Annotated in this window: 16 protein-coding genes; 5 read left to right on the top strand and 11 right to left on the bottom strand. The window is 66.8% G+C overall.

Annotated elements, in window-relative coordinates; genetic code table 11:
* Nucleotides 1-5: 5 nt before the first annotated feature.
* The 4 genes from xylB to O0881_RS11260 all read left to right on the top strand — a co-directional run bounded on the left by xylB (nt 6) and on the right by O0881_RS11260 (nt 4,631).
* Nucleotides 6-1,475, top strand: coding sequence for a xylulokinase (gene xylB, locus O0881_RS11275; RefSeq protein ID WP_289911300.1), 1,470 nt, complete (start codon nt 6-8; stop codon nt 1,473-1,475).
* Between the two features lie 85 nt (nt 1,476-1,560).
* Nucleotides 1,561-2,220 (top strand): TetR/AcrR family transcriptional regulator, encoded by a 660-nt coding sequence (locus tag O0881_RS11270; protein WP_289911299.1) that lies wholly within the window; start codon nt 1,561-1,563, stop codon nt 2,218-2,220.
* Complete coding sequence (locus O0881_RS11265; protein ID WP_289911298.1) at nt 2,204-2,776, top strand: cytochrome b; 573 nt, start codon at nt 2,204-2,206, stop codon at nt 2,774-2,776. Before O0881_RS11270 ends, O0881_RS11265 begins: the two co-directional genes overlap by 17 nt.
* 229 nt (nt 2,777-3,005) lie before the next feature.
* Entirely contained in the window at nt 3,006-4,631 is a 1,626-nt protein-coding gene (locus O0881_RS11260; protein ID WP_251350624.1) for a methyl-accepting chemotaxis protein, read from the top strand.
* Here O0881_RS11260 and O0881_RS11255 read toward each other — a convergent pair.
* Nucleotides 4,628-6,793: a TonB-dependent siderophore receptor gene (locus O0881_RS11255; protein WP_289911297.1), complete on the bottom strand. Its 2,166-nt coding sequence runs from the start codon at nt 6,791-6,793 to the stop codon at nt 4,628-4,630. The two genes, O0881_RS11260 and O0881_RS11255, sit on opposite strands and share 4 nt — an antisense overlap.
* A 407-nt stretch (nt 6,794-7,200) precedes the next feature.
* On the opposite strand from O0881_RS11255, the gene O0881_RS11250 reads away from it, so the two are divergent.
* Nucleotides 7,201-9,015, top strand: a complete 1,815-nt coding sequence (locus tag O0881_RS11250; RefSeq protein ID WP_289911296.1) for an EAL domain-containing protein — start codon at nt 7,201-7,203, stop codon at nt 9,013-9,015.
* On the opposite strand, the gene O0881_RS11245 is transcribed toward O0881_RS11250, so the two are convergent.
* The 10 genes from O0881_RS11245 to O0881_RS11200 all read right to left on the bottom strand — a co-directional run bounded on the left by O0881_RS11245 (nt 9,006) and on the right by O0881_RS11200 (nt 20,671).
* A complete protein-coding gene (locus O0881_RS11245; protein ID WP_289911295.1) occupies nt 9,006-11,456 on the bottom strand; it encodes a TonB-dependent receptor in 2,451 nt (816 codons plus the stop codon). The genes O0881_RS11250 and O0881_RS11245 overlap by 10 nt on opposite strands.
* A 77-nt stretch (nt 11,457-11,533) precedes the next feature.
* Nucleotides 11,534-12,487 carry a FecR domain-containing protein gene (locus O0881_RS11240; protein WP_289911294.1) on the bottom strand — a complete coding sequence of 318 codons (954 nt, stop codon included), beginning with the start codon at nt 12,485-12,487 and terminating at the stop codon, nt 11,534-11,536.
* Nucleotides 12,484-13,026 carry a sigma-70 family RNA polymerase sigma factor gene (locus O0881_RS11235; RefSeq protein ID WP_289911293.1) on the bottom strand — a complete coding sequence of 181 codons (543 nt, stop codon included), beginning with the start codon at nt 13,024-13,026 and terminating at the stop codon, nt 12,484-12,486. Before O0881_RS11235 ends, O0881_RS11240 begins: the two co-directional genes overlap by 4 nt.
* A 122-nt stretch (nt 13,027-13,148) precedes the next feature.
* Nucleotides 13,149-13,502: a DUF3325 domain-containing protein gene (locus tag O0881_RS11230; protein ID WP_289904812.1), complete on the bottom strand. Its 354-nt coding sequence runs from the start codon at nt 13,500-13,502 to the stop codon at nt 13,149-13,151.
* Entirely contained in the window at nt 13,502-15,136 is a 1,635-nt protein-coding gene (locus O0881_RS11225) for a PepSY-associated TM helix domain-containing protein (protein WP_289911292.1), read from the bottom strand. Before O0881_RS11225 ends, O0881_RS11230 begins: the two co-directional genes overlap by 1 nt.
* The gene (locus tag O0881_RS11220) at nt 15,133-15,471 is read right to left on the bottom strand and encodes a DUF3649 domain-containing protein (RefSeq protein ID WP_289911291.1); all 339 of its coding nucleotides are present in this window, start codon (nt 15,469-15,471) and stop codon (nt 15,133-15,135) included. The genes O0881_RS11225 and O0881_RS11220 overlap by 4 nt, the downstream gene beginning before the upstream one ends.
* Before the next feature lie 2 nt (nt 15,472-15,473).
* Nucleotides 15,474-16,220, bottom strand: coding sequence for a DUF4198 domain-containing protein (locus tag O0881_RS11215; protein ID WP_289911290.1), 747 nt, complete (start codon nt 16,218-16,220; stop codon nt 15,474-15,476).
* Between the two features lie 377 nt (nt 16,221-16,597).
* Nucleotides 16,598-18,994 (bottom strand): TonB-dependent receptor, encoded by a 2,397-nt coding sequence (locus O0881_RS11210; protein WP_289911289.1) that lies wholly within the window; start codon nt 18,992-18,994, stop codon nt 16,598-16,600.
* A 91-nt stretch (nt 18,995-19,085) separates the two neighbouring features.
* The gene (locus tag O0881_RS11205) at nt 19,086-20,177 is read right to left on the bottom strand and encodes a FecR domain-containing protein (RefSeq protein WP_289911288.1); all 1,092 of its coding nucleotides are present in this window, start codon (nt 20,175-20,177) and stop codon (nt 19,086-19,088) included.
* Nucleotides 20,178-20,185: 8 nt separating this feature from the next.
* Complete coding sequence (locus O0881_RS11200; protein WP_289903810.1) at nt 20,186-20,671, bottom strand: sigma-70 family RNA polymerase sigma factor; 486 nt, start codon at nt 20,669-20,671, stop codon at nt 20,186-20,188.
* Nucleotides 20,672-20,681 lie beyond the last annotated feature (10 nt).

Below are 20,681 nucleotides of genomic sequence, written 5' to 3'. Positions count from 1 at the left end.
ATCAAATGACTTATCTCGGTATCGATATCGGCACTTCCGAAGTCAAGGCCATCCTCACCGATGACGCCCAGGCCATCCTTGCCAGCGCCGGCGTGACCCTGCGCGTTTCCAGTCCGCATCCCGGCTGGTCGGAACAGAATCCCGAGGATTGGTGGCATGCCACCCTGGACGTCATCGCCGCCATCCGCACTGCGCAGCCGGTGGCGTTTTCCGGCCTGCGCGGCATCGCCCTGTCGGGCCAGATGCATGGCGCCACCCTGCTCGACAAGCAGCAGCACGTGCTGCGCGCGGCCATCCTGTGGAACGATACGCGCGCCTTTGCCGAATGCGTGGAACTGGAAGCATTGGTGCCCGAGTCGCGCGCCATCACGGGCAACCAGGCCATGCCGGGTTTTACGGCGCCCAAGCTGCTGTGGCTGCAAAAGTACGAACCCTCGCTGTTCCGCGCCACGGCCAAGGTCTTGCTGCCGAAGGATTACGTGGCCCTGCGCCTGACGGGCGAGTATGTGTCCGACATGTCAGACGCTTCCGGCACCCTGTGGCTGGACGTGGCCAGGCGCGACTGGTCCGAGCGCATGCTGGCCGCCACGGGTTTGTCGCGCGAGCACATGCCGCGCCTCGTCGAAGGCAGCGCCGCCGCCGCGCAGGTGCGATCCTCGCTGTGCCAGGAATGGGGTATCGCACATACGGTGCTGCTGGCCGGCGGCGCGGGCGATAACGCGGCCGCCGCCGTGGGCCTGGGCGTGGTGGAGCCGGGGGCCGGCCTGCTGTCGCTGGGCACGTCCGGCGTGCTGTTCGCCGGCAGTGACGGTTTTGCGCCGAATCCGGGCCAGGGCGTGCATGCGTTCTGCCATTGCCTGCCCGAGCGCTGGCACCAGATGAGCGTGATCCTCAGCGCCGCCTCCAGCCTCAGTTGGGTGGCGCGGCTGACGCAGTCGGGCGACATCGGCGAACTGGCAAGGCTGGCGGAAAACGTCGAGGCGCGCATGGCACCCATCTTCCTGCCGTATTTGAGCGGCGAACGCACGCCGCACAACGACGCCTCCGCGCGCGGCGTGTTTTTCGGCCTGTCGACGGAACACGGGCGCGCCGAGCTGGCCTACAGCGCGATGGAAGGCGTGGCCTTTGCCATGGCCGACGGCAACGCGGCCCTGCGCAGCGCTGGCACGCAACTGAAGGAAGCGTCATTCGTGGGCGGCGGTTCGCGCAGCCGCTTCTGGGCGCAGCTGTGCGCGAATGCGTCCGGCCTGGACGTGCTGCGCCACGACCATGGCGTGGCCGGCGGCACCATGGGCGCGGCGCGACTGGCGCAGATGGCGGTGACGGGCTTGCCGCCCGCGCAGGTGTGCACGCGTCCGCCCGTGCAGGAAACGGTGGCGCCGCAAGCGTCCGCCGTGCTGGACGACCGCCTGGCGCGCTACCGGCGCCTGTATCCGCTGCTGCGCGCGGAGTTCGCGGGAGCGGCTGCGCACTGACGCCGGCAGGTATTTTTGCATTGACATACGCAACGTATGTCAATAATATGCTTTCACATACGCTACGTATGTGAAAGGACTGTCCATGCCCGTCTCCACCGTATCACCCCCGCGCCGCAGCCGCAGCAGCATGATCGAGGAAACCCGCGCCCGGCTGCTGGTGGCGGCGCGCCATGCGTTCGCCGAGCAGGGCTATGCGAATACCTCGATGGATGATTTCACGGCTGCCGCCGGCCTGACCCGCGGCGCGCTGTACCACCATTTCGGCAGCAAGGAAAAATTGCTGCTTGCCGTGATCGATCAGCTCGAGGGCGAAGTTGGCGAGCGCCTGCAAGCCATGGCGGACGCCGCGCCCTCTTCGTGGCAGGCGTTTCGCCGCCGCTGCCAGGGCTACCTGGAACTGGCGCTGGTGCCCGAACTGCGCCGCATCATCCTGCAGGATGCGCGCGCCATGTTCGGCGACGTGCCGCAGGCGCACCAGAGCGTCGGCATCGCCGCGTTGCAGACGGCGCTGCAGGGGCTGATCGATGAAGGCGTGGCGCTGCCTGCGCATACTGGCGTGACGGCCCGCATGCTGTATGGCGCCGTGACCGAAGCGGCCTTCTGGATCGCCGAAGCCGATGGCGACCCGCCCGCGCGGCTGGCCATGTCGCTGGCCGCCCTCGACAAGCTGCTCACTGGCTTGTTGGCCGACCCCGCATCCGCTTTCACTTCCCAGGAACCGCCCCATGCAATGGAAAAATAACGCCGACCGTTTTGGTGCGCTCGCCAAGTTCTTTCACTGGACCAGCGCCGGCGCCTTTATCGGCGCGTATGTCGTTGTCTACTATGTGATCTGGTTTCTGGACGAGGAGGCGCCCGGTACGCTGGCGGTATTGAACGTGCACTGGATGCTGGGTTTGCTGGTGGGCGCGCTGGTGCTGCCGCGCCTGGCGTGGCGGCTGCTCGACGTGCAGCCGCAGGACCCGCCCGGCTCCGCGCTGGAGCACAGGCTGGCGCATGCCGCGCACTGGGGCTTGTATGGCCTGCTGATCGTGCTGCCCCTGACCGGCTACGTGGGCACGGGCCTGCATACCGACTTTGGCCTGTTTACCGTGCCCAGCTTTCGCGATACGGCGTTGTTCGAGTCGATGGCGACGACTTTCGGCATGACCTGGGAAAGCTTCGAGGCGCCGGTGGATATCGTGCACCACTTCCTGGGCAAATGGGTAGCCTGGGGCGTGGTGGGCCTGCATGTGCTGGCCGCCGTGTTCCATCACCGCGTGCGCAAGGACGATGTACTGACCCGCATGCTGCCTTGATGCGGGTACGGGCAAGCTTGCCCGGATGACCATGACGGTGACGGAAAATCATGACCATCCAGTCAACCTTGCGCTGTAATTTGTTGTTTCTATGTTGAAAGTGTTTCTCTAACGAAAGCGCTGCTTGGTTTTTCACGGGGCGCGCCCCATGATTTCCCTATTTGGTGAGAATTGGATAGTTTTGGTGGCGCCTTTGTTGCCATCCTGTTCTTGCCGCCGGGAGAAACACATGCAACTCGCGAATCTGAAAATCTCCGTCCGCCTGGGTCTGTTGGGCGCCTTCTTCTTTCTTGCGCTGGTGTTCGTTGGTGCGCGTGGCTGGAGCGCGCTCGATGCGGCCAGTGCGCGCAGCGCGGACGCCATGCAGCGTTCCGTGGCCCTGACGGAAGCGGTCGACGCGGCGCGCAGCGCGCAGGTGGAATTCAAGATCCAGGTGCAGGAATGGAAAAACATCCTGCTGCGCGGCGGCGATGCGGCCGCCTTCCAGCGCTACCGCGAAGCGTTTGTCGCCAGCGGTGCGCAGACGCGCAAGGAATTGAAAAGCCTGCAGGCGATGATGGGCGCATTAAAACTCGACACGGCACCCGTGGAGCAGGCGCTGCAGGCGCACGACGCGCTGGGCGTGAGCTACCTGGCGGCGCTGCAAAAGTATGACGGCGCGCGCGCCGACAGCGCGCAGGCCGTCGATGCGCTGGTCAAGGGCATGGACCGCGAACCGACGCGCCAGATCGACGCCATCGTCACGGCCATCGGCAAGCAGTCGCACGCCCTGATGGCGCAGATGAAGGAGCAGGATGATGCCGCGCACCGCAGCGCCAGCATCGCCATGCTGGCCACCGTGCTGGTGACCCTGGTCGTGGGCTCCATCACGGTGTGGTGGCTGATCCGCAGCATCACGGTGCCGCTGGGCGCGGCCGTCGGCATCGCCCAGCAGGTGGCGGCCGGCGACTTGCGCGCCGTGGTGGCCGACGGCAGCCGCGATGAAATCGGCGACCTGCTGCGCGCCTTGAAAGCGATGAGCGGCAACCTGGCCGCCATCGTGGGACGCGTGCGCGCCGGCACGGACGCCATCGCCACGGCGTCCGCTGAAATCGCCAGCGGCAATATGGACCTGTCGTCGCGCACGGAGGAGCAAGCCAGCTCGCTGGAAGAAACGGCCGCCTCGATGATCGAGCTGACGTCCACCGTGCGGCAGAATAACGACAACGCGGACCAGGCGCGCCAGCTGGCCGGCGGCGCTTCCGACGTGGCGCAGCGCGGCGGCGAGGCCGTGGCGCAGGTGGTGCAGACCATGAGCCATATCAATGCCTCGTCGAAGCGCATCGTCGACATCATCGCCGTCATCGACGGCATCGCCTTTCAGACGAATATCCTGGCCCTGAATGCGGCCGTGGAAGCGGCGCGCGCGGGCGAGCAGGGACGCGGCTTCGCCGTCGTGGCGACGGAAGTGCGCAACCTGGCGCAACGCTCGGCCGCAGCGGCCATGGAAATCAAGCAGTTGATCGGCGAATCCGTGCGCACGGTGGAAGAGGGCAGCGTGCTGGCCGGCCAGGCGGGGCGCACGATGGATGACGTGGTGAGCAGCGTGCAGCGCGTCAACGCCATCATCGGCGAGATCGCCGTGGCCAGCGTGGAGCAGCGCGACGGCATCGAACAGATCAGCATCGCCATCAGCCAGATGGATGGCGTGACGCAGCAGAACGCGGCCCTGGTGGAGCAGGCCGCCGCCGCCGCGGACGCGCTGCAGCAGCAGGCGGCCAGCCTGGCCGACGCCGTCAGCATCTTCAAGCTGCATGCGGCGCCGGCGCTGGCGTCGACGCCGGAACTGAAGCCGGGCAGGCTGGCGCTGGCTTAAAACGTGTACTTCGCCGTCAGCACGGCGCTGCGCGGATCGCCGAATGCATTGCCGCTGTCGATGCTGCTGATGGCCTGGTAGTAGCTGCGGTCGAAGACGTTGGTCACGCTCAGGCGCACGTCGAGCTGGCGGCTCACTTGCCAGCCCGCGTTCAGGTCGGCCACCGCGTAGCCGCCCTGGCGGATGGCGCTGTTGGTCTTGTAGATCTGGTTCTGCGCCCGTAGCGCGCCGCCGACGCGCCATGCATCGGACAGGCGATAGCTGGTGGACAGGCGCAGCAGGCGGCTGGGGCGCTCGGCCGCATAGCGCGCGCCGACGGCATTGCTGCCTTGCGCCTTGGCATATTCGGCCGTGTTGTAGGTAAAGCCCGCGCTCACCTGCCAGCGCGGCGTCAACGCGCCGGACACGCTCAGTTCAAACCCGTCGCTGCGCACTTCACCGGCCGCCTCGGAGCAAGACAGCAGGCCGGGACCGCACTGCGTCAGCGGCAGCGCGGTCGCCAGGTTCTTTTGCACGATGCGGAACACGGCCGCCGAGGCGTTCAACGCGCCGCCGAAGTATTCGCCCTTCACGCCCGCTTCCATGTTGATGCCCGTGACGGGATCGAGCAGCACGCCATTCCTGTCGACGGCGCTTTGCGGATTGAAGATGCTGGTCCAGCTGCCGTACAGCGAATGGTGGGCGTCGACGTCGTACACCAAGCCGGCATATGGCGTGACTTCCCGGCTCACCTTGTAGCCGGAGCGCGCGCCCGACAACGTGTTGATGGCGCGATAGTCGTACCAGTCGACACGGCCGCCCACCAGCAGGGCCAGCGGATCGGCCAGGCTGAAGCGGGCCGTCGTGTAGACGCCCGTCTGTTTCGTCTTGCTGTCCTGGCCATAATAGAACGTGCCGATCGCGGGTTTCACGGGCGCTCCCGTATCCCAGCGCACGGGGTTGAAGGTGTAGCTGTAGTCGGGCACCGACTTGTAGCCCTTGTCCTCGGTATCGCGCGTGCGGTAGTTGGCGCCGAAGACGATTTCATGGCGGCGGCCCAGCAGGCTGAAAGGACCGGCTGCCTGCGCATCGACTATGCGCTGCTGGCGGTCGTAGACAAAGGCGTTGGCCGCGCTGAGACGGAACAGATTCGTCTTCGGCACGCGGGCGATGCCCGTGACGACGGAGTCGAGTTCGTCCTGCAGCGCCTGCGCCGCCAGTTTGACCTTCCAGCCGTCGCCCAGCCGGTGTTCGAGTTCGGCGAACAGGCGCGTGTTTTTCTTGTTCCAGAAGGTCCAGTCGGGCGCGTTGCTGGCCGAGCGGTCGAGCGGCAGGAAACTGCCGTCGAGCGCCGTTGGCAAGCCGTACCACGTGGAGCCGGGATTGCGCTCGTCGTTGACGTGAAAGCCCACGCTCAGGGTCGTGTCGCGCGACAGGTCGGCATCGGCGGTGGCGTAGAGCAGGGCGCGCTTGTGGCGGTAGTTCGAGATGAACGTGTCGGTATCCTGGTAGGCGGCTACGGCGCGCCCGCGCAGGCTGCCCGCCTGGTTCAGTGCGCCGCGCGCATCGACTTCGCCGCGGTAGTCGTTGTAGCGGCCGATGCTGCCCGTGAGCGACACCTCGTTCTGCGCCGTGGGGCGCTTGCGCACGAAATTCATCGTGCCCGACGGGTTGCCCACGCCATTGAGCATGCCGGCCGCGCCGCGCAGGATTTCGACCCGGTCGTACATGGCCAGGGTAGCGAAACCCAGGGTGTCGCCGTCGGCCGACATGGTCAGGCCGTCTTCCGTGAAATTGCTGATCGAGAAACCGCGCGAATAAAAGCTGGCCCGCTCGGTGGCGCCCTTGTTCAGGCTCAGCCCCGGCGTGATATTGGCGATGTCCTCGACCGAGCGGATATTCATGTCGTCCATTTGCTGGCGTGTGACGACGCTGACCGATTGCGGCGTCTCGCGCACGGACAGGTTCAGGCGCGTGGCCGCGTTCATGCTGCCGCTGGTGTAGGAGCCGCTGCCTTCGGTGGCGGCGGAGGCGGCCTGCGCGTTGACGCGCACCTCGGGCAGATTCTGTTCCTGCTGCTGCGTCTGGCCATGGGCTGGTGCACCCAAGGTGCCGAGAATGGCTGCGGCCATGAGGGTCGGCGCCAATGCGGCGGCCTTTCGCTGTGCGCTGTGTATTGTCATTGATTACTCCCGGTGTCGCGATGATGTGGTGGATGAAGCAGGCGGATGCCTGTTTCAAAATATGCGTCGCTGGGGGAGTGTTGCGCCTGGCTTGCCTGGCCATGCCGCTGCGGTCCTGGCGTGGGCGCATGGACTCAGATGAATGGAGTTGATCCCCAAGAATGAGAATCATTCTCATTTTAGTGTTGCGCAGCAATTGTTGCAATAATTGGTGAGATTGTCTGTGGGAGGATTGCAACAGTGATCACGCCCCGCCGTGATTGACACCAGTCAAGCGGCGCCCGATCAGGCAAATATCGCGCCGGAATTCTTATATTATTTCCTTTCCGCATGGTTCCGCGCCCGGCCGCATGGCGCGCGTTGCAAAGGAAAAGCATGTCTTCCACCTCTTGCCTGCCGGGTGACGCATGACGACGCTGCTGCTGGCGCTGTGCCTGACCCTGGCCGTGATGCTGAGCGTGCTGCTGGCCTGCCAGTGGCAGGCGGCGCGCACGTGGCGCCTGCGCCATGCGACAGGCGTGGTGCTGCAGGCGGCGCAGGCGCAGCGCATGGCAGATGCGCTGGCGCTGCTGCACGCCTTGCCGGCGGCCGTCGTCGGCACCGACCACGCTGGCGTGGTGCGCTACCTGAATCCCCGCGCCAGCGCCATGGGCGGGCTGCTGGGCGACGATGGCCTGGGCCAGCCCGTGACGCAGCTGCTGCCGCTGTTCCATGACGGCACGCCCATCGATGCGGCGCGCCAGGTGCGCGACTGCGTGGCGCAGCAGGAAGTGCTGGAAGTGGCACGCGGCGCCGTGCTGCTGCGCCATCTCGACGGCAAGCGCATCGACGTGCAGTACAGCTGCGCACCGCTGGCGCAGGGCGGCGCGGTGCTGCTGCTGCACGACGTGTCGGCGCGCCGGCGCGCCGAGCAGCAGCTGGAATTCATCGCCCACCACGACGGCTTGACGGGCTTGCCGAACCGGCTGCATTTCCAGATCCGCTTCGAGCACGGCATCGCCTACGCGCGCCGCCACCAGGCGTTGCTGGCGGTGCTGTTCGTCGATATCGACCGCTTCAAATCCATCAATGACAGCCTGGGGCACGACGTGGGCGACCAGGTGCTGACGGAGTTCGCGCGCCGGGTGCAGCAGTGCGTGCGCAAGGTCGACACGGTGGCGCGCCAGGGCGGCGACGAATTCATCATCCTGCTGACGGAATTGCGCACGGCGCACGATGCCGAGCGGGTGGCCGAGAAAATTGTCGGCGCCATCGCCGCCCCCTTCGTCATCGGCGAATACAGCCTGTCGGTGGCGGCCAGCGTGGGCGTGGCCCTGTACCCGGACGATGACGACGATGTCAATGCGCTGATCGAAAAGGCCGACCTGGCCATGTATGCGGCCAAGCGCCACGCGCCCGGCACCTGCCTGCGCTACGCGCCGCGCATGCAGACGCAATCGTATTCGCGCACCATCCTCGAGACGGCCTTGCGCCACGCGCTCGAACGCAATGAATTCGCCCTGTTCTACCAGCCGCGCATGGATTTGAAGACGCGCACGATCACGGGCGTGAAGGCGCTGCTGCGCTGGAAGCACCCGGAGCTGGGCCTGATGATGCCGCTCGATTTTTTACCGGTACTGGAGGAAATCGCCCTGATCCTGCCGGTGGGAGCGTGGGTGATGGCCACGGCGGTGGAACAGGCGCGCAGGTGGATCGCGCAGGGGCAGATGCTGACGGTGTCCGTCAGCCTGTCGGCGCGCCAGTTCTACCAGCGCGACATCGCGCGCAATTTCGCCGCCGCGCTGGAAGCGGCCGGCGTGCCGGGGCATTGCATCGAGCTGGAAATCGCCGCCGGCATCCTGATCGACCGCAACCAGAACTGCGAACTGATATTGCGCCAGTTCCGCCAGCTGGGCATGGCGATCGCCATCAGCGATTTCGGCACGGGCGACGCTTCGCTCAATTACCTGAAACGCTTTCCCACGGATGCCGTGAAGATCGAAAAATGCTTCGTCGACGACGTGGGCAAGACGGGCGGCGACGGCGCCATGGTGCGCGCCATCGTGGCGATGGCGCGCACGCTGGGATTGCGCACCATCGCCGGCGGGGTGGAAAGCGGCGAGCAGCTGGAACTGCTGGCCGAGATGGGCTGCGACGAGGCGTTTGGCTATTTCCTGGGCCGCGCCATGGCGCCCGAGGGCATCGAGGTGCTGCTCAAAAGCAGTGAAGCCATTCAGAACTGATAGCGCAGCGACAGCATGGCGTTGCGCGGATCGCCGTAGTAGCCGCCCATGCCCGTCGAGTAGTACTTCTTGTCGAAGACGTTGTTCACGTTCAGGGTCGCCATCAGCTGCGGCGTGACCTGGTACTGCGCCATCAGTCCCGCCACGGCATACGCCTTCTGCGTGAAGCGTTCGCCGTTCGGCCCGCGGTCATCCATGTAGATATCGCTCTGCCAGTTCACGCCGCCGCCCAGCACCAGGCCAGGCACGCCCTGCGCCAGGCGCCACGTGGTCCACAGCTTGGCCATGTTCTGCGGCTGGTTGGTCTGGATGCGCTCGCCGGCGGCGTTGCGGATGCGGCTATACGCATAGCTGGCCGTCAGCTGCCAGCCGGGGCGCAGCTGGCCCGATACTTCCGCCTCGAGGCCGCGCGTGGTGGCGCCCTTCACCGTGTGATAGGCGTAGGAGCCGCCGCCCGTGCCGATGATCCAGATGTTGCCCGGATCGGCTTCGGCCAGGTTTTCCTGCTTCAGCTGGAACAGGGCCGCGCTGGTGGTGAGCTTGCCGCCGAAGAATTCGCCCTTGGCGCCCACTTCGTAGTTCTTGCCTTCCAGCGGCGCCAGGAAGCGGCTGTTGACGTCGCGCTGGCTTTGCGGCGTGAAGATGCTGGTGTAGCTGGCGTAGGCCGACCAGTGCTGGCCCAGGTCGTAGACCAGGCCCGCATACGGCGTGATCTTGCCGTTTTCGCGCATGGCGTCGTACAGGTCCGTATCGTTGAAATAATCGCTGCGGATGTCGCGCTTCCAGTACGACAGGCGCGCCCCGACAATCACCGACAGCGCGTCCGTCGGGCGCAGGCGCAGGGTCGAATACACGCTGCTTTCCCATTCCTTGTCGTACGAGGAACCCAGGCGCGTGCCGCTGTAGTCGGGTACTGGCATAGCGCCATGCCAGGCGTGGATATCCGGCACCGTGTAGTCGTAGCCGTCGAGGCGCCAGTTCGGGTAGATGGGGCCATTCGTCTTGAGTTCCGAGGCGCTCACGCCCAGCACCAGTTCATGCTTGCGGCCGAAGGCCTGGAACGGGCCGCTCACGTACGCGTCGAGCGAGGTCTGTTGCGGCTTGCTGTGCCAGTTGGCCAGCCACAGCTTCATGCCGCCGCCCGTCACGCGGTCCGGGTAGCCGTTGCCGGAAAACCCCTGCAGGGCGTCGTACTGGTTGCTGCTGCGGCTGACGGCCACCTTGGCGATCCAGTCGTTGTCGAAATAGTGGTCGAGCGTGGCGAACAGCATGTTCTGTTCGCGGTCATACGTGCTCCACGCGGCCGTGCCGTTCATCGAGCGGGGAAAATGGGTTTGCGCGCCGTCGGCGTAGAACACGGGGAATTCGCGCCCCGCGCCCTTGAGCTTTTCCTTTTGGTAGTTGATGCCGGCGCTGAGCACCGTCGAAGGCGACAGGTCCGCTTCGACGATGGCGTACAGCACGTCCTTTTTCTGCTGGTAGCGGTCGATGAACGAGCGCTGGTCTTCATGCGCGGCGACGAGGCGCGCGCGCACCTTGCCGTCCGCCGTCAAGGGCGTCGAGACATCGCCCTCGACACGGTAACGGTCCCATGATCCCAGCTGCGCGCCGGCCGTGGCGGCGAACGTGCGGCCCGGGCGCTTGCGCACCAGGTTGATGGCGGCCGACGGGCTGCCCGTGCCGCTGATCAGGCCTGTCGCGCCGCGGATGACCTCGACGCGGTCGTAGATGGCCATGTCGTAGGTGCGCGCTTCCAGGCTCTTGCTGGTCGGGATGCCGTCGAACATGTACGACGTGACTTCGAAGCCGCGGGAAAACACCTGGTCGTATTCGCGCGTGCTCGACGAATGGTCCACCGTGATGCCGGGCGCCTGCAGCAGCACGTCCTGCAGGGTCTTCAAGCCCTGGTCCTCGATCTGCTGGCGCGTGATGACGCTGACGGCTTGCGGCGTTTCGCGCAGCGACAGGTTCAGGCGCGTGGCGCTGGTCAGGCCCGCGTAGCCGCGCTTGCCTTCCGTGGTGCCGTCGCGCAGGACGCTGGAGCTGACGGACACTTCGCCCAGGGTGGCGGCGATCGGCGCGGCGGGCGAGGCAGCGCCCGACTTGCGCAGCACGTAGCTGCGTTCTCCGCTGGGCAGTGCTTCGAGGCCCGTGCCGGCCAGCAGGCGGGCCAGCGCCTGCGGCACCGTGTAGCTGCCGCTCAGGCCCGGCGTGCGCACGCCTTGCAGCAGCTCGGCCGCCGCGCCCACGCTCACCTTCGCCTCGATGGCAAAGCTGGCGATGGCGGCGGACAGCTCGCCGCCCGGCACGTTGAAGGCCGTTTGCGCGGCAACCGGCGCGGCGGCGGCATCGGCTGCCATGGCCGGCGCCTGCGCCAGCGACAGCAGGAGCACGGCGCTGCCGATGGCGCGCGCGAGGGGAGTCAGACGAGGAGGGTGCATGGTCTTTCCTTTCCGGTGAGTGTCGTTGTAATACTCACAGGACAGGCAGCGGTGAAAAAAGGGGCCAATTTTGTAAGTTATTTTTTGCGGGCCGCGATGGTGACCCAGTACGGGCTGCGGTACAGCACGTCGACGGGCAGCATGCGCGCCAGGCTGTCCAGCACGGCGTCCGTGTCGTCGAGCTGGAAGGCGCCCGACAGGCGCAAGCCCGCCACCTGCGGTTCCACGCGGAGCAGGCCGGGGCGGTAGCGCGACAGTTCGAAGGCGAAGGCGTCGAGGCGCATGTCCTGCGCCGCCAGCATGCCGCGCGCCCACGCGTCGGCTTGCAGCGGCGCCGGCGTGGGCAGGCTGGCGTGGCTGGCGTCGAAGCGGCCCTGCTGGTTCGCCATGAGCGTGCGGACGGTGGCCGAGGGGGCGCGCGGCGTGATTTCCACCGCGTGTTCGAGCACCGTCACGCGGCTGCCGTCGTCGTCGACGCGCACGGTGAAGCGCGTGCCCAGTGCGCGGATGCGTCCATGGCAGGTGGCGACGATGAACGGGCGGCTGCCCGCGTGGTCGGGGCGCGTCTGCACCAGCACTTCGCCGCGGCGCAGGGTCAGACGGCGTTCGTCGGGGCCATACGCCACATCGACGGCGCTGTCCGTGTTGAGCACCAGGGTGCCGCCATCGGGCAAGGATATGTCGCGCCGCTCGCCCACGCCGCTGCGGTAATCGGCCAGTATCTCGTGGCGCGCCAGCAGCCAGGCGGCGGGCGCCGCCATCAGCGCCAGCAGCAGCTGCACGGCCACGCGGCGCTGCGGACGGCGCAGCACGGGCACGGCCAGCTCCGGCGGCAGCAGACCGGCGGTCTGGCTCACTTGCTGCACCCTGTTCCAGGCGCGCGCGTGTTCCGGGTCGAGCGCGCGCCACTGCGCACTGGCGGCCAGGTCGTCCGGCGTGGCCTGGCCCGACTGCTCCAGCAAATACCATTCGACGGCCTGGCGCGCCACCTTGCGCGACAGCAGAGGAGACGGTGGAGCGGCCGCGCTCATGGCAGCAGGTCCGGCGCCAGCAGCACGCATTCGGTCAGCGCCTCGGCCATGTAGCGCTTCACGGAGCGCTCGCCGATGCCCAGTTGCGCGGCGATGTCCGCATAGGCATGGCCTTCGATCTGCGCCAGGATGAAGACGGCGCGCACCTTCGGTTTCAGGCCGTCGAGCATGGCATCGACCGCTTGCAGCGCCTGCAGGATTTGCGCGCGCTGCTCGGTCGATGGCAGATGCTGTTCGGGCAGGGCAGCGAGCGCTGCCAGCCACGCGCGTTCCAGCGACTGGCGCCGCAAGTGATTGATCAGCAGGTGCTTGGCGACGGTCGCCAGGTAGGCTTTCGGCGCGCGCAGGGCCGGCGTCTGCGGCTGCGCGGGCGCGCCGGCCAGCAGGCGCGCGAAGGTATCCTGCATCAGGTCGGCGGCCTCGGCAGCATTGCCCAGGCGCCGCTGCAGCCAGTGTGCCAGCCAGCCGTGGTGCGCGCGGTAATGGTTTTCCAGCTGCGTGGGCAGCAAGGGAGAGGGCGCGAACGGACTGCCTGGCATGGTGGGGAAAACCTTAATGCAAATAAGAATTATTCTCATTTTAGCGTGGCAGGCGTGGCGGCGCAATGCGCTGTTGCTGCGCCGCCACGCATGACCGTCGCGTGGCGGCGCAGCCAGTCCCGCTACAACACGGCCAGCGCGATGGCGGCCAGCACGGCCGCGCCGCCGATGAGGCGCGCCAGGCGCATGGCCTGGTGCGGCGCGTAGGGCAGCAGCCAGATCAGCAGCAAGCCGCAGCCCGTCAGGCTGCCGACCCAGTAGACGAGGCCGTAGCCGCCGCCGGCGATGTGCATGGCCCAGGCCAGGCCGGCCGCCAGCGCCAGCCACCCCGTCCACTGCAGGCGGCGGCGCAGCGGCGCGGGCGGTTCGGCGCCGCGCCCGTGCAAGTCGGCGTAGTGGCGGTCCATCGCCAGGCACAGCGAGGACAGGCCTGCGTAGCACAAGGCAAAGACGAGGAAATTGGCTAACAGTTCCATCACGCGGCCTCCATCGTTTGCGCCGGTTTTACCGCATCCGTTGCCTTGTGTGCCTTGGCCGCCTTCGCGGGCAGCGGTTTCAATTTGAACGCCGCATACGCGAGGCCCAGGCCCAGCACCAGCACCACCAGGTCGAAGGCGGCCACCGCCACGGGGCCGCGGCCCAGGAACAGGGTCACGCCCAAGTGCGATTCGGTGGTGAAGACGTTCAGCACGGGCAGCGACGCCAGCAGGAAGGCGCCGGCGGCCAGCTGCATGCGCCACATGGCGCGCGACGGACGCAGCTGGGCGATGATGGCGGCCAGGGCCCAGGCGCCGAAGAAGCAGGCGATTTCCTCCTGCGGCCGGTCCTCCATCGTCACCGACAGCAGGCGGTTGGCCCAGAAATAGGCGCCGAAGGCGATCGGGATGCCGGCGATGGCGCCGATGTTGAGCGCTTCCACCAGGCGCAGGCCGAAGCTGGCGCGCTTGCCGGCGGCCAGCGCCTTGGCCTGTTTCTGGCGCGTCTTGACGGCCCACAGCAAGGCGCCCGTGGCGACCATGGCGCAGCCGGCCAGGCCGGAGAGGAAGAACAGGGCGCGCAGCAGCGGTCCGCCGAAACGGGCGATGTGCAGGCCATACATGACGCCGTGCGTGGCCGCCGCGCCGGGCAGCGCGTCGCCGTCGGTGGCCAGCAGCTTGCCGGACACGCCATCGAATTCCAGCGACGGCTGCTTCGACGACATGTCGCGTCCGGACGCGCGCGACAGCGTCACGGTGGCGTTGGCGTCGCCCGGATTATTCACGGAGATGCGCTCGACCTTGCCGCCGCCCCAGTGCTGTTCCGCCTGGCGCACGAGGGGCGCGAACGGCGTCAGCGGCGCGGCCACGCCGGCCGCCTTGCGCTCGTCCGAGCGGCCTGGGAAGGCTTCGGCAAAGAAGGCATCCTGGTCGCCCTTGTAGGCGGCCGTGGCGCCGGACGGCATATATAGGAACATCAGGGTGACGAGGCCCGTGTAGGTGATCATCATGTGGTAGGGCAGGGCCAGCACGGCCGTCACGTTATGCGCGTCCAGCCACGAGCGCTGGCCCTTCTTCGGCCGGAAGGTAAACAGGTCCTTGAAGATGCGCTTGTGCGTGACGATGCCGCTGATGATGGAGACGAACATGAACATGGCGCAGAAGCCCACGATCCAGCGGCCCCAGATGGCGGACATGTAGTGCAGGTCGAAATGCAGGCGGTAGAGGAATTCGCCGCCCCGCGTCTCGCGCGGCTTGGACAGCACTTCGCCCGTGGCCGGGTCGGCTTTTTCGCTATGAAAATTGCCGCGCCGTCCGCGTTTCTTTTCGCCCGGTTGCGACGGTTTGCTCCAGCCCAGCTGCGTGGCGGGATTGCGTTCGCCGGGCAGGCTGATGAACCAGCGCGTGGCGCCCGTGGCCCGCTCCTGCATCGCCTGTTGCGCGACCTTGGCCGCCACTTCCGTCGTCACTTCGCTGGCGGCGGCGCCATGCAGTTCGGGCTGCATCCACAGGGTGATTTCATTGCGGTAGTAGCTGGCCGTGCCGGCGCAAAACACCAGCAGCAAGATCCAGCAGACGAGCAGGCCGGACCAGGTGTGCAGCCATGCCATCGACTGGCGGAAACCTTCTTTCATGCGAGACTCCAGGATAGTGCGTCCATCCACTGCAGGATGGCGGCGATGACGGCGGCGGGAATCAGAAGGCCCAGCCAGGCGCGCAGGGCGCTGCGCGTGGCGAAGACCCACATCACGGCGCAGGTATAGATGGCAAACGACAGCAGGGTAGCTGTCATGACGGCTTCGGAGCGGGCCATGGGCAGGCTCACCGACAGCAGCATGGTGACCAGCGCGGCCAGCACGTAGCCGCCGCCGATGGCCGCCACGCTGCGCGAAGCCACGCCGAGGCGGTACACGGCCCCGGCGGAGAGCCGCAGGCGCGGCATTTTTTCAGTGGTGGCTGGCGCTTGCATGGTCAGTCGTGATCCTTGCTCGGTGGCAAGGCCGGGCCGGCCGGCAGCGGCGTCACGCCTTGCGGCTGCACCAGGCTCAGGGTCGTCACGAACATGGCCTTGTCATAGGCTTGCGCGCCGCGCTGGCCGGCCGTCTTGTCCGTGTGCTGCACTTCCAGCACATAGGTGCCCTTCCATGGCAGCGGGAAGCTGACCAGGCCTTGCGCATCGCTCCACGCTTCCTTGCCCCAGCCCGACTGCACCACGGCGTTGACCTTGGCTTGCGCCAGCGGCTTGCCCTGGTAGCTGACCTGGAACTGACCTGCTTTGCCGGTCGGCACCAGGTCCAGGGTCAGCGCGGGCGCTTGCGCCTTGCCGTCGGCGACCAGGCGCGCGGCCGGGACCCACACGGTGCGCGTGGCCTTGCCATCCTTTTTCTCTTCCCACGACGGGTAGTTGTCTTCCTCGACGATGATGCTTTCGCCGGCGCCCACCTTGCCATTCAGGATGAACGCGCCGGCCGTCTTGCTCGCCTGCAGCGGCTGCGCGCCCTTGGCGGACACCCACGTCACGTTCTTGATGCTGAACTTGTCCAGCAAGCCGGGCGAGGCTTCGCGCAGGTTGTCGCCGAATTCGCCGAAGTACACGCTGGCCGTCTTGCTGTCCTGCTGCAGCCAGATCTGGTGCGCGCTGGCCGTGCCGGAAACGAGGGCCGCGCCCAGCAGGGCGGCGGCGAGGGCGCCGAGGCGCGCGATGGAAGTGAGGTGCATGGTGTATGCCTTAGTTTGTGGTGAGAAACGTGGTTGTCGCAGCGGTGCAAAGTACCGAAAAGTGGCGGCGGCAGCGCCGGCCAGCGAACGTGCTCGCGCCATGAAACGACCTTTTTGCGTTATCGATATGGGAAGGCTTGCTTGGCAGGGAGGCCTGGCTGGCGCAGCGTGTCATCCAGCTGCGCATCGGCCATGCCGTCCTGGCCGGTCGATGGCAGGCGGGATATGCGAGATGCAGACTCCGAACGGAATCCAAATGTGAATGAGAACTATTCTTATTATAGTGCGAGGTTGCGAGACATGCAAGAGTGTGATGTTGTAAACGCGCACGGCCACCGCAGTGACGCGGCGGCCGTGCGTGCGCGGGAGCGCGGAGTTTACAGCTGGCCGCGCAGGGTCAGCATGGCGTTGCGCGGTTCGCCATAGAAGTTGGAACCATACGCGGCCCACACGCGCGTGTAGTATTTTTTGTCGAACAGGTTGTTCACCGTCAACGACAGCTCCAGCGTGGGACTGAGGCGGTAGCCCGCCTGCAAGCCCACCGTGGTGACGGGGCCCTGTTCGAATTTCACGGGCCCGTTCAGGCGGTACATGCTGCTGACGCTGCGCAAGCCGCCGCCCACGCTGATCTTGTCGAGCGCGCCGGCGAGCCGGTAATTGGTCCACAGGTTGAAGTTATGCCGTGGCGCGATGAAGGAATACAGTTGCGCTTTCTGGTCATCGCTGCCTTCGAGGGTGCGCGTGCTGGTGTAGGAATAGCCGCTCGTGATGTTCCAGCCCGGCAGGGGGCTGCCGCTCAGCTCGGCTTCCAGGCCCTGGCTGCGCATCTTGCCGGCGCCGATGGAAAACAGCGGGTTGGCCGGATCGGGCATGTCGCGGTTCTCGTCTTCCATGCGGAACAGGGCCGCATGCGCATTGACGTTCTTGTCGAACAGCTCCGCCTTCAAGCCCAGTTCGAATTGCTGGCCCGTGCGCGGCTTCAGGGTTTGGCCTGCTGCGTCCGTGGTGGTCTGGGGCGAGAAGATGCGCGTGTAGCTGCCGTAGGCCGACACCTGCTTGTCGAGTTCATAGACCAGGCCCGCGTACGGTGTGAACTTGGCCTTGATGGTGTTGCTGACGTCGGTGAACTGGTTGAAATACGTATTGCGGCTGACGGTATGGTTGTTCCGGTGCGTCAGGCGCCCGCCCAGGTTGACGGCCAGCCGGTCCGTTGCCTGCAGGCGGGTGCGCGCATACAGGCCGAACTGTTTGGTGCGGTTGTCGTTGCCGTCAGTAAAAGTGTAGCTGGGCTGGGGGATATTGTTATCCGGATGGAAGATGTTGATCGGGGTGTCCTTGCCGCCGCCGTAGCGGAAATTCTTGTGCACCTGGCGGTAGTCGGCGCCCACGATCAGGTCGTGGCTGCGGCCGAACGCCTGGAAGGGCGTGGCCAGGTAAGCATCGAGTCCCTGCGTCTTCCAGTGGCTGCGGTAGCTCCAGGTGATCAGGCAGCTGTCGCCCGTGACAGGGTCTGCCGAACAATCGGACCAGCCGAAATGGCGCGATGGTTCGTCCTGTTCGCGGGACAGGGCGGTCACCTTGAATTGGCCGCCGTTGTCCAGCTTGTGATCGAGTTCGGCAAAATATTCCGTGACCTTTTCCGTGATGTGGTTCCAGGCCGGGTCCAGGTAGGTCGAGCGGGGCACGTCGAGCAGGCGCCCGTCTTCATAGGCGGGCAGGCCGAAGGCGGGACGGCCCTTGTATTCCTGCCAGGTGACACCGCCCGTCAGCACGGTGCCCGGCGCCAGGTCGATGGCGACGGTGCCGTACAGCAGCGGTTTTTCCGCATACACGTGGTCGACGAAGGAGCGCCGGTGTTCATAGGCGGCCACCAGGCGGCCGCGCACCTTGCCATCCGCGCTCAGGGGGCCGGTGACGTCCGCTTCCGCATAGTAGCGGTCCCAGGAACCCGCGCTGAGCACGCCGCTGGCGGCGAAGGTGTCGCGCGCCCGCTTGCGCACCAGGTTGATGGTGCCGCCCGGATCGCCCGCGCCCTGGAACAGGCCGGCGGGGCCGCGCAGCACTTCCACGCGGTCATAGATGGCCAGGCCGTAGCCGGCCGACAGGTCGTTGCCCGTGCTGGCGGGCGTCATCACGCCATCGACCTGTACCGCGTCGAGCGCATGGCCGCGCGAGTAAAAATTGCCGTGGTTGCCGCCCGTGCTGCTCGCTTCGACGGTGATGCCCGTCACGCCGCGCATGGCGTCGTCCAGGCTCAGCAAATTCTGGTCGTTCAGCTGCTGGCGCGTCAGCACGGAGACGGACTGGGGAATGTCGCGCAGGCTTTGCCGGCCCTTGCCGATGCTCACCGCTTGCGCCGCATACGACTTCGTCAGCTCGGTATCGATGGTCGCGTCCTGGCGCGCGCTGACGGTGATTTCCGCCAGGGTCGCCACCTTGCCCGTGGCGGCGGGCGCGGGGCGGATGATGACGCTGTTGCCGTCGATGCTGGCGGCCAGGCCGCTGCCGGCCAGCAGGCGCTCCAGGCTGTCGGCCACGCTCAGGGTGCCGCTGACGGCGGGCGCCGTCTTGCCGGCCACCAGTTCCGGCGCAAACAGCAGTTGCAGATTGGCTTGCCGTGCCAGCTCATTCAGGGCTTGCCCCAGCGGTTGGGCGGCGATGGCCAGTTTGACGGGGGACAAGGTTTGCGCCTGTGCCAGGGGGATGTTGCCCAAGGCCAGCATGGCGGCCAGGGCGAGGGGGGCGGGTGTCAGATTGAGGCGGGGGGACCACATGTTGCATTTCTCCAGGTTAATTTATTGTCGATTAACTTGGTAGACGCGGCAGCGGAGAAAACCCTCACCTGCGAATGCGAATTATTTTCATTTATTGCAGTTGCATGGCCGGTGCCTGCGCGGCAGCTTTCGGCGCCATGCCGATGGTGCTGACGGTGCCGCTGCGCACGATCTGCACGGGCAAGAGTTGCGGCAGGGCTGCGGCGAAACGGTCCAGCTGGGTCAGGCTGAAGCTGCCGCCGATGCGCAGCCTGGCGACGGCGGGATCGCGTACGACGAAGCCCGTGTCGCCATAGCGTTCGAACTCGGCCAGCGCCGCGCCCAGCGGCACATTGTCGAAGGTGATCCGGCCGTCGCGCCACGGCGCCACGCTGCCCGGGGCCAAGCTGGCGATGGCCGACAGGCGGCCGCCGGCATCGCTGCTGACGCCCTGGCCGGCCCGCAGGTCGACCCGGTCTTGCCGTGCACCCGCCACGCGCACCTGGCCATGCTGCACGGCCACGCGCAGCTTGCCGTCGTGTTCGAGGGTATTGCGCACGGAAAACTGCGTGCCTACCACCGTCACTGTCAAGGGACCGCTGAGCACGTCGAAGGGCTGGCCCTGCTTCGATTGCACCTGGAACAGCGCTTCGCCGTGCGCCAGGCGCACTTCGCGCCGCTGGCGGTACAGGGTGACGTGCAGCTGCGTGGCCGTATCGAGCTGCAGCTGGCTGCCGTCGGGCAGCGCGACGGCCAGGCGCTGGCCGCGCACGGTGGCATATGACTGGCTGAACACGGCTTGCTGTTGCCACCACCGGTAGCCGCCCGCGCCCACGCTCAGCAGCAGCATGGCGGCGGCCGCATACGGCAGCGCGCGCAGCCAATGACGGCGCGGCGCCTGCGGTGTCACGTGCGTTGCGGCTGGCGGCACTGCCCAGCGCGCGGCGACCTGCGGGGGAATCCGGCGCGCCACGCGGTGCGTGCTTTGCAGTTGCGCGTAGGCTTCGGCATGGGCCGGATCGGCCGCCAGCCAGGCGGCAAACGCCGACTGGCCCTGTGCATCGAGGTTGCCGTGCCGGCTGAACCAAGTGGCGGCCGCCAGCGCCACGTCATCTTGTGTGGCGGCAAAGTCGGCGTACTCGCGCAAGTCCGCCTGCTCCTGGGCAGAGGGGCCGAAATCATGGCGGGGCGAGTGGGCGGTCATGGGCGCCATTATGTGGCTTCCCGCAAAGAATGCAACTGCGCCTGGCAACTGAGCATGCCGCGCGCGATATGTTTTTCCACCATGCTCACGGAAATGCCCATGCGCGCGGCGATTTGCGCGTGCGGCAATTCCTCGAACACGTGCAGCACGAAGGCGTCGCGGCAGCGGGGCGGCAAGGCGTCGATGGCGGCCACGCAGGCTTGCCAGTCCTGGCTGCTTTCCAGCGCCTGTTCCGGCTGCAGATGACGGGGGGCGGCCGGATGCGCGGCCTCCGGCAGGGCGTCGAGCTCCTCGTGCTGGCGCAAGGCGGCGCGGCGGTGCTTGTCGATCAGCAAGTTGCGCGCCGTGCGGTACAGCAGCGCGCGCGGTTCGCGCACGGCCGCTTCACCCAGCACGCGCGCATAGCTTTCCTGCACCAGGTCGGCAGCGGCCTCGCGGTTGCGCAAGCTGCGCCAGCAAAAGTTCAACAGTTCTTGGTAATAGCGTGCAACCACGGCGTCCGAT

This window comes from Janthinobacterium sp. SUN100 (assembly GCF_030397705.1).
Lineage (GTDB): Bacteria > Pseudomonadota > Gammaproteobacteria > Burkholderiales > Burkholderiaceae_D > Janthinobacterium > Janthinobacterium kumbetense.
This window is presented reverse-complemented; position numbering and strand designations above follow the sequence as displayed.

Bases quoted from the DNA above. Each gene is read 5' to 3' on its own strand.
- O0881_RS11220 (WP_289911291.1), bottom strand. From the start codon at position 15,471: ATGCAAGCGCCAGCCACCACTGAAAAAATGCCGCGCCTGCGGCTCTCC.
- O0881_RS11265 (WP_289911298.1), top strand. From the start codon at position 2,204: ATGCAATGGAAAAATAACGCCGACCGTTTTGGTGCGCTCGCCAAGTTC.
- O0881_RS11235 (WP_289911293.1), bottom strand. From the start codon at position 13,026: ATGCCAGGCAGTCCGTTCGCGCCCTCTCCCTTGCTGCCCACGCAGCTG.
- O0881_RS11215 (WP_289911290.1), bottom strand. From the start codon at position 16,220: ATGCACCTCACTTCCATCGCGCGCCTCGGCGCCCTCGCCGCCGCCCTG.
- O0881_RS11230 (WP_289904812.1), bottom strand. From the start codon at position 13,502: ATGGAACTGTTAGCCAATTTCCTCGTCTTTGCCTTGTGCTACGCAGGC.
- O0881_RS11205 (WP_289911288.1), bottom strand. From the start codon at position 20,177: ATGACCGCCCACTCGCCCCGCCATGATTTCGGCCCCTCTGCCCAGGAG.
- O0881_RS11240 (WP_289911294.1), bottom strand. From the start codon at position 12,487: ATGAGCGCGGCCGCTCCACCGTCTCCTCTGCTGTCGCGCAAGGTGGCG.
- O0881_RS11270 (WP_289911299.1), top strand. From the start codon at position 1,561: ATGCCCGTCTCCACCGTATCACCCCCGCGCCGCAGCCGCAGCAGCATG.
- O0881_RS11255 (WP_289911297.1), bottom strand. From the start codon at position 6,793: ATGACAATACACAGCGCACAGCGAAAGGCCGCCGCATTGGCGCCGACC.
- xylB (WP_289911300.1), top strand. From the start codon at position 6: ATGACTTATCTCGGTATCGATATCGGCACTTCCGAAGTCAAGGCCATC.
- O0881_RS11250 (WP_289911296.1), top strand. From the start codon at position 7,201: ATGACGACGCTGCTGCTGGCGCTGTGCCTGACCCTGGCCGTGATGCTG.
- O0881_RS11225 (WP_289911292.1), bottom strand. From the start codon at position 15,136: ATGAAAGAAGGTTTCCGCCAGTCGATGGCATGGCTGCACACCTGGTCC.
- O0881_RS11210 (WP_289911289.1), bottom strand. From the start codon at position 18,994: ATGTGGTCCCCCCGCCTCAATCTGACACCCGCCCCCCTCGCCCTGGCC.
- O0881_RS11245 (WP_289911295.1), bottom strand. From the start codon at position 11,456: ATGCACCCTCCTCGTCTGACTCCCCTCGCGCGCGCCATCGGCAGCGCC.
- O0881_RS11260 (WP_251350624.1), top strand. From the start codon at position 3,006: ATGCAACTCGCGAATCTGAAAATCTCCGTCCGCCTGGGTCTGTTGGGC.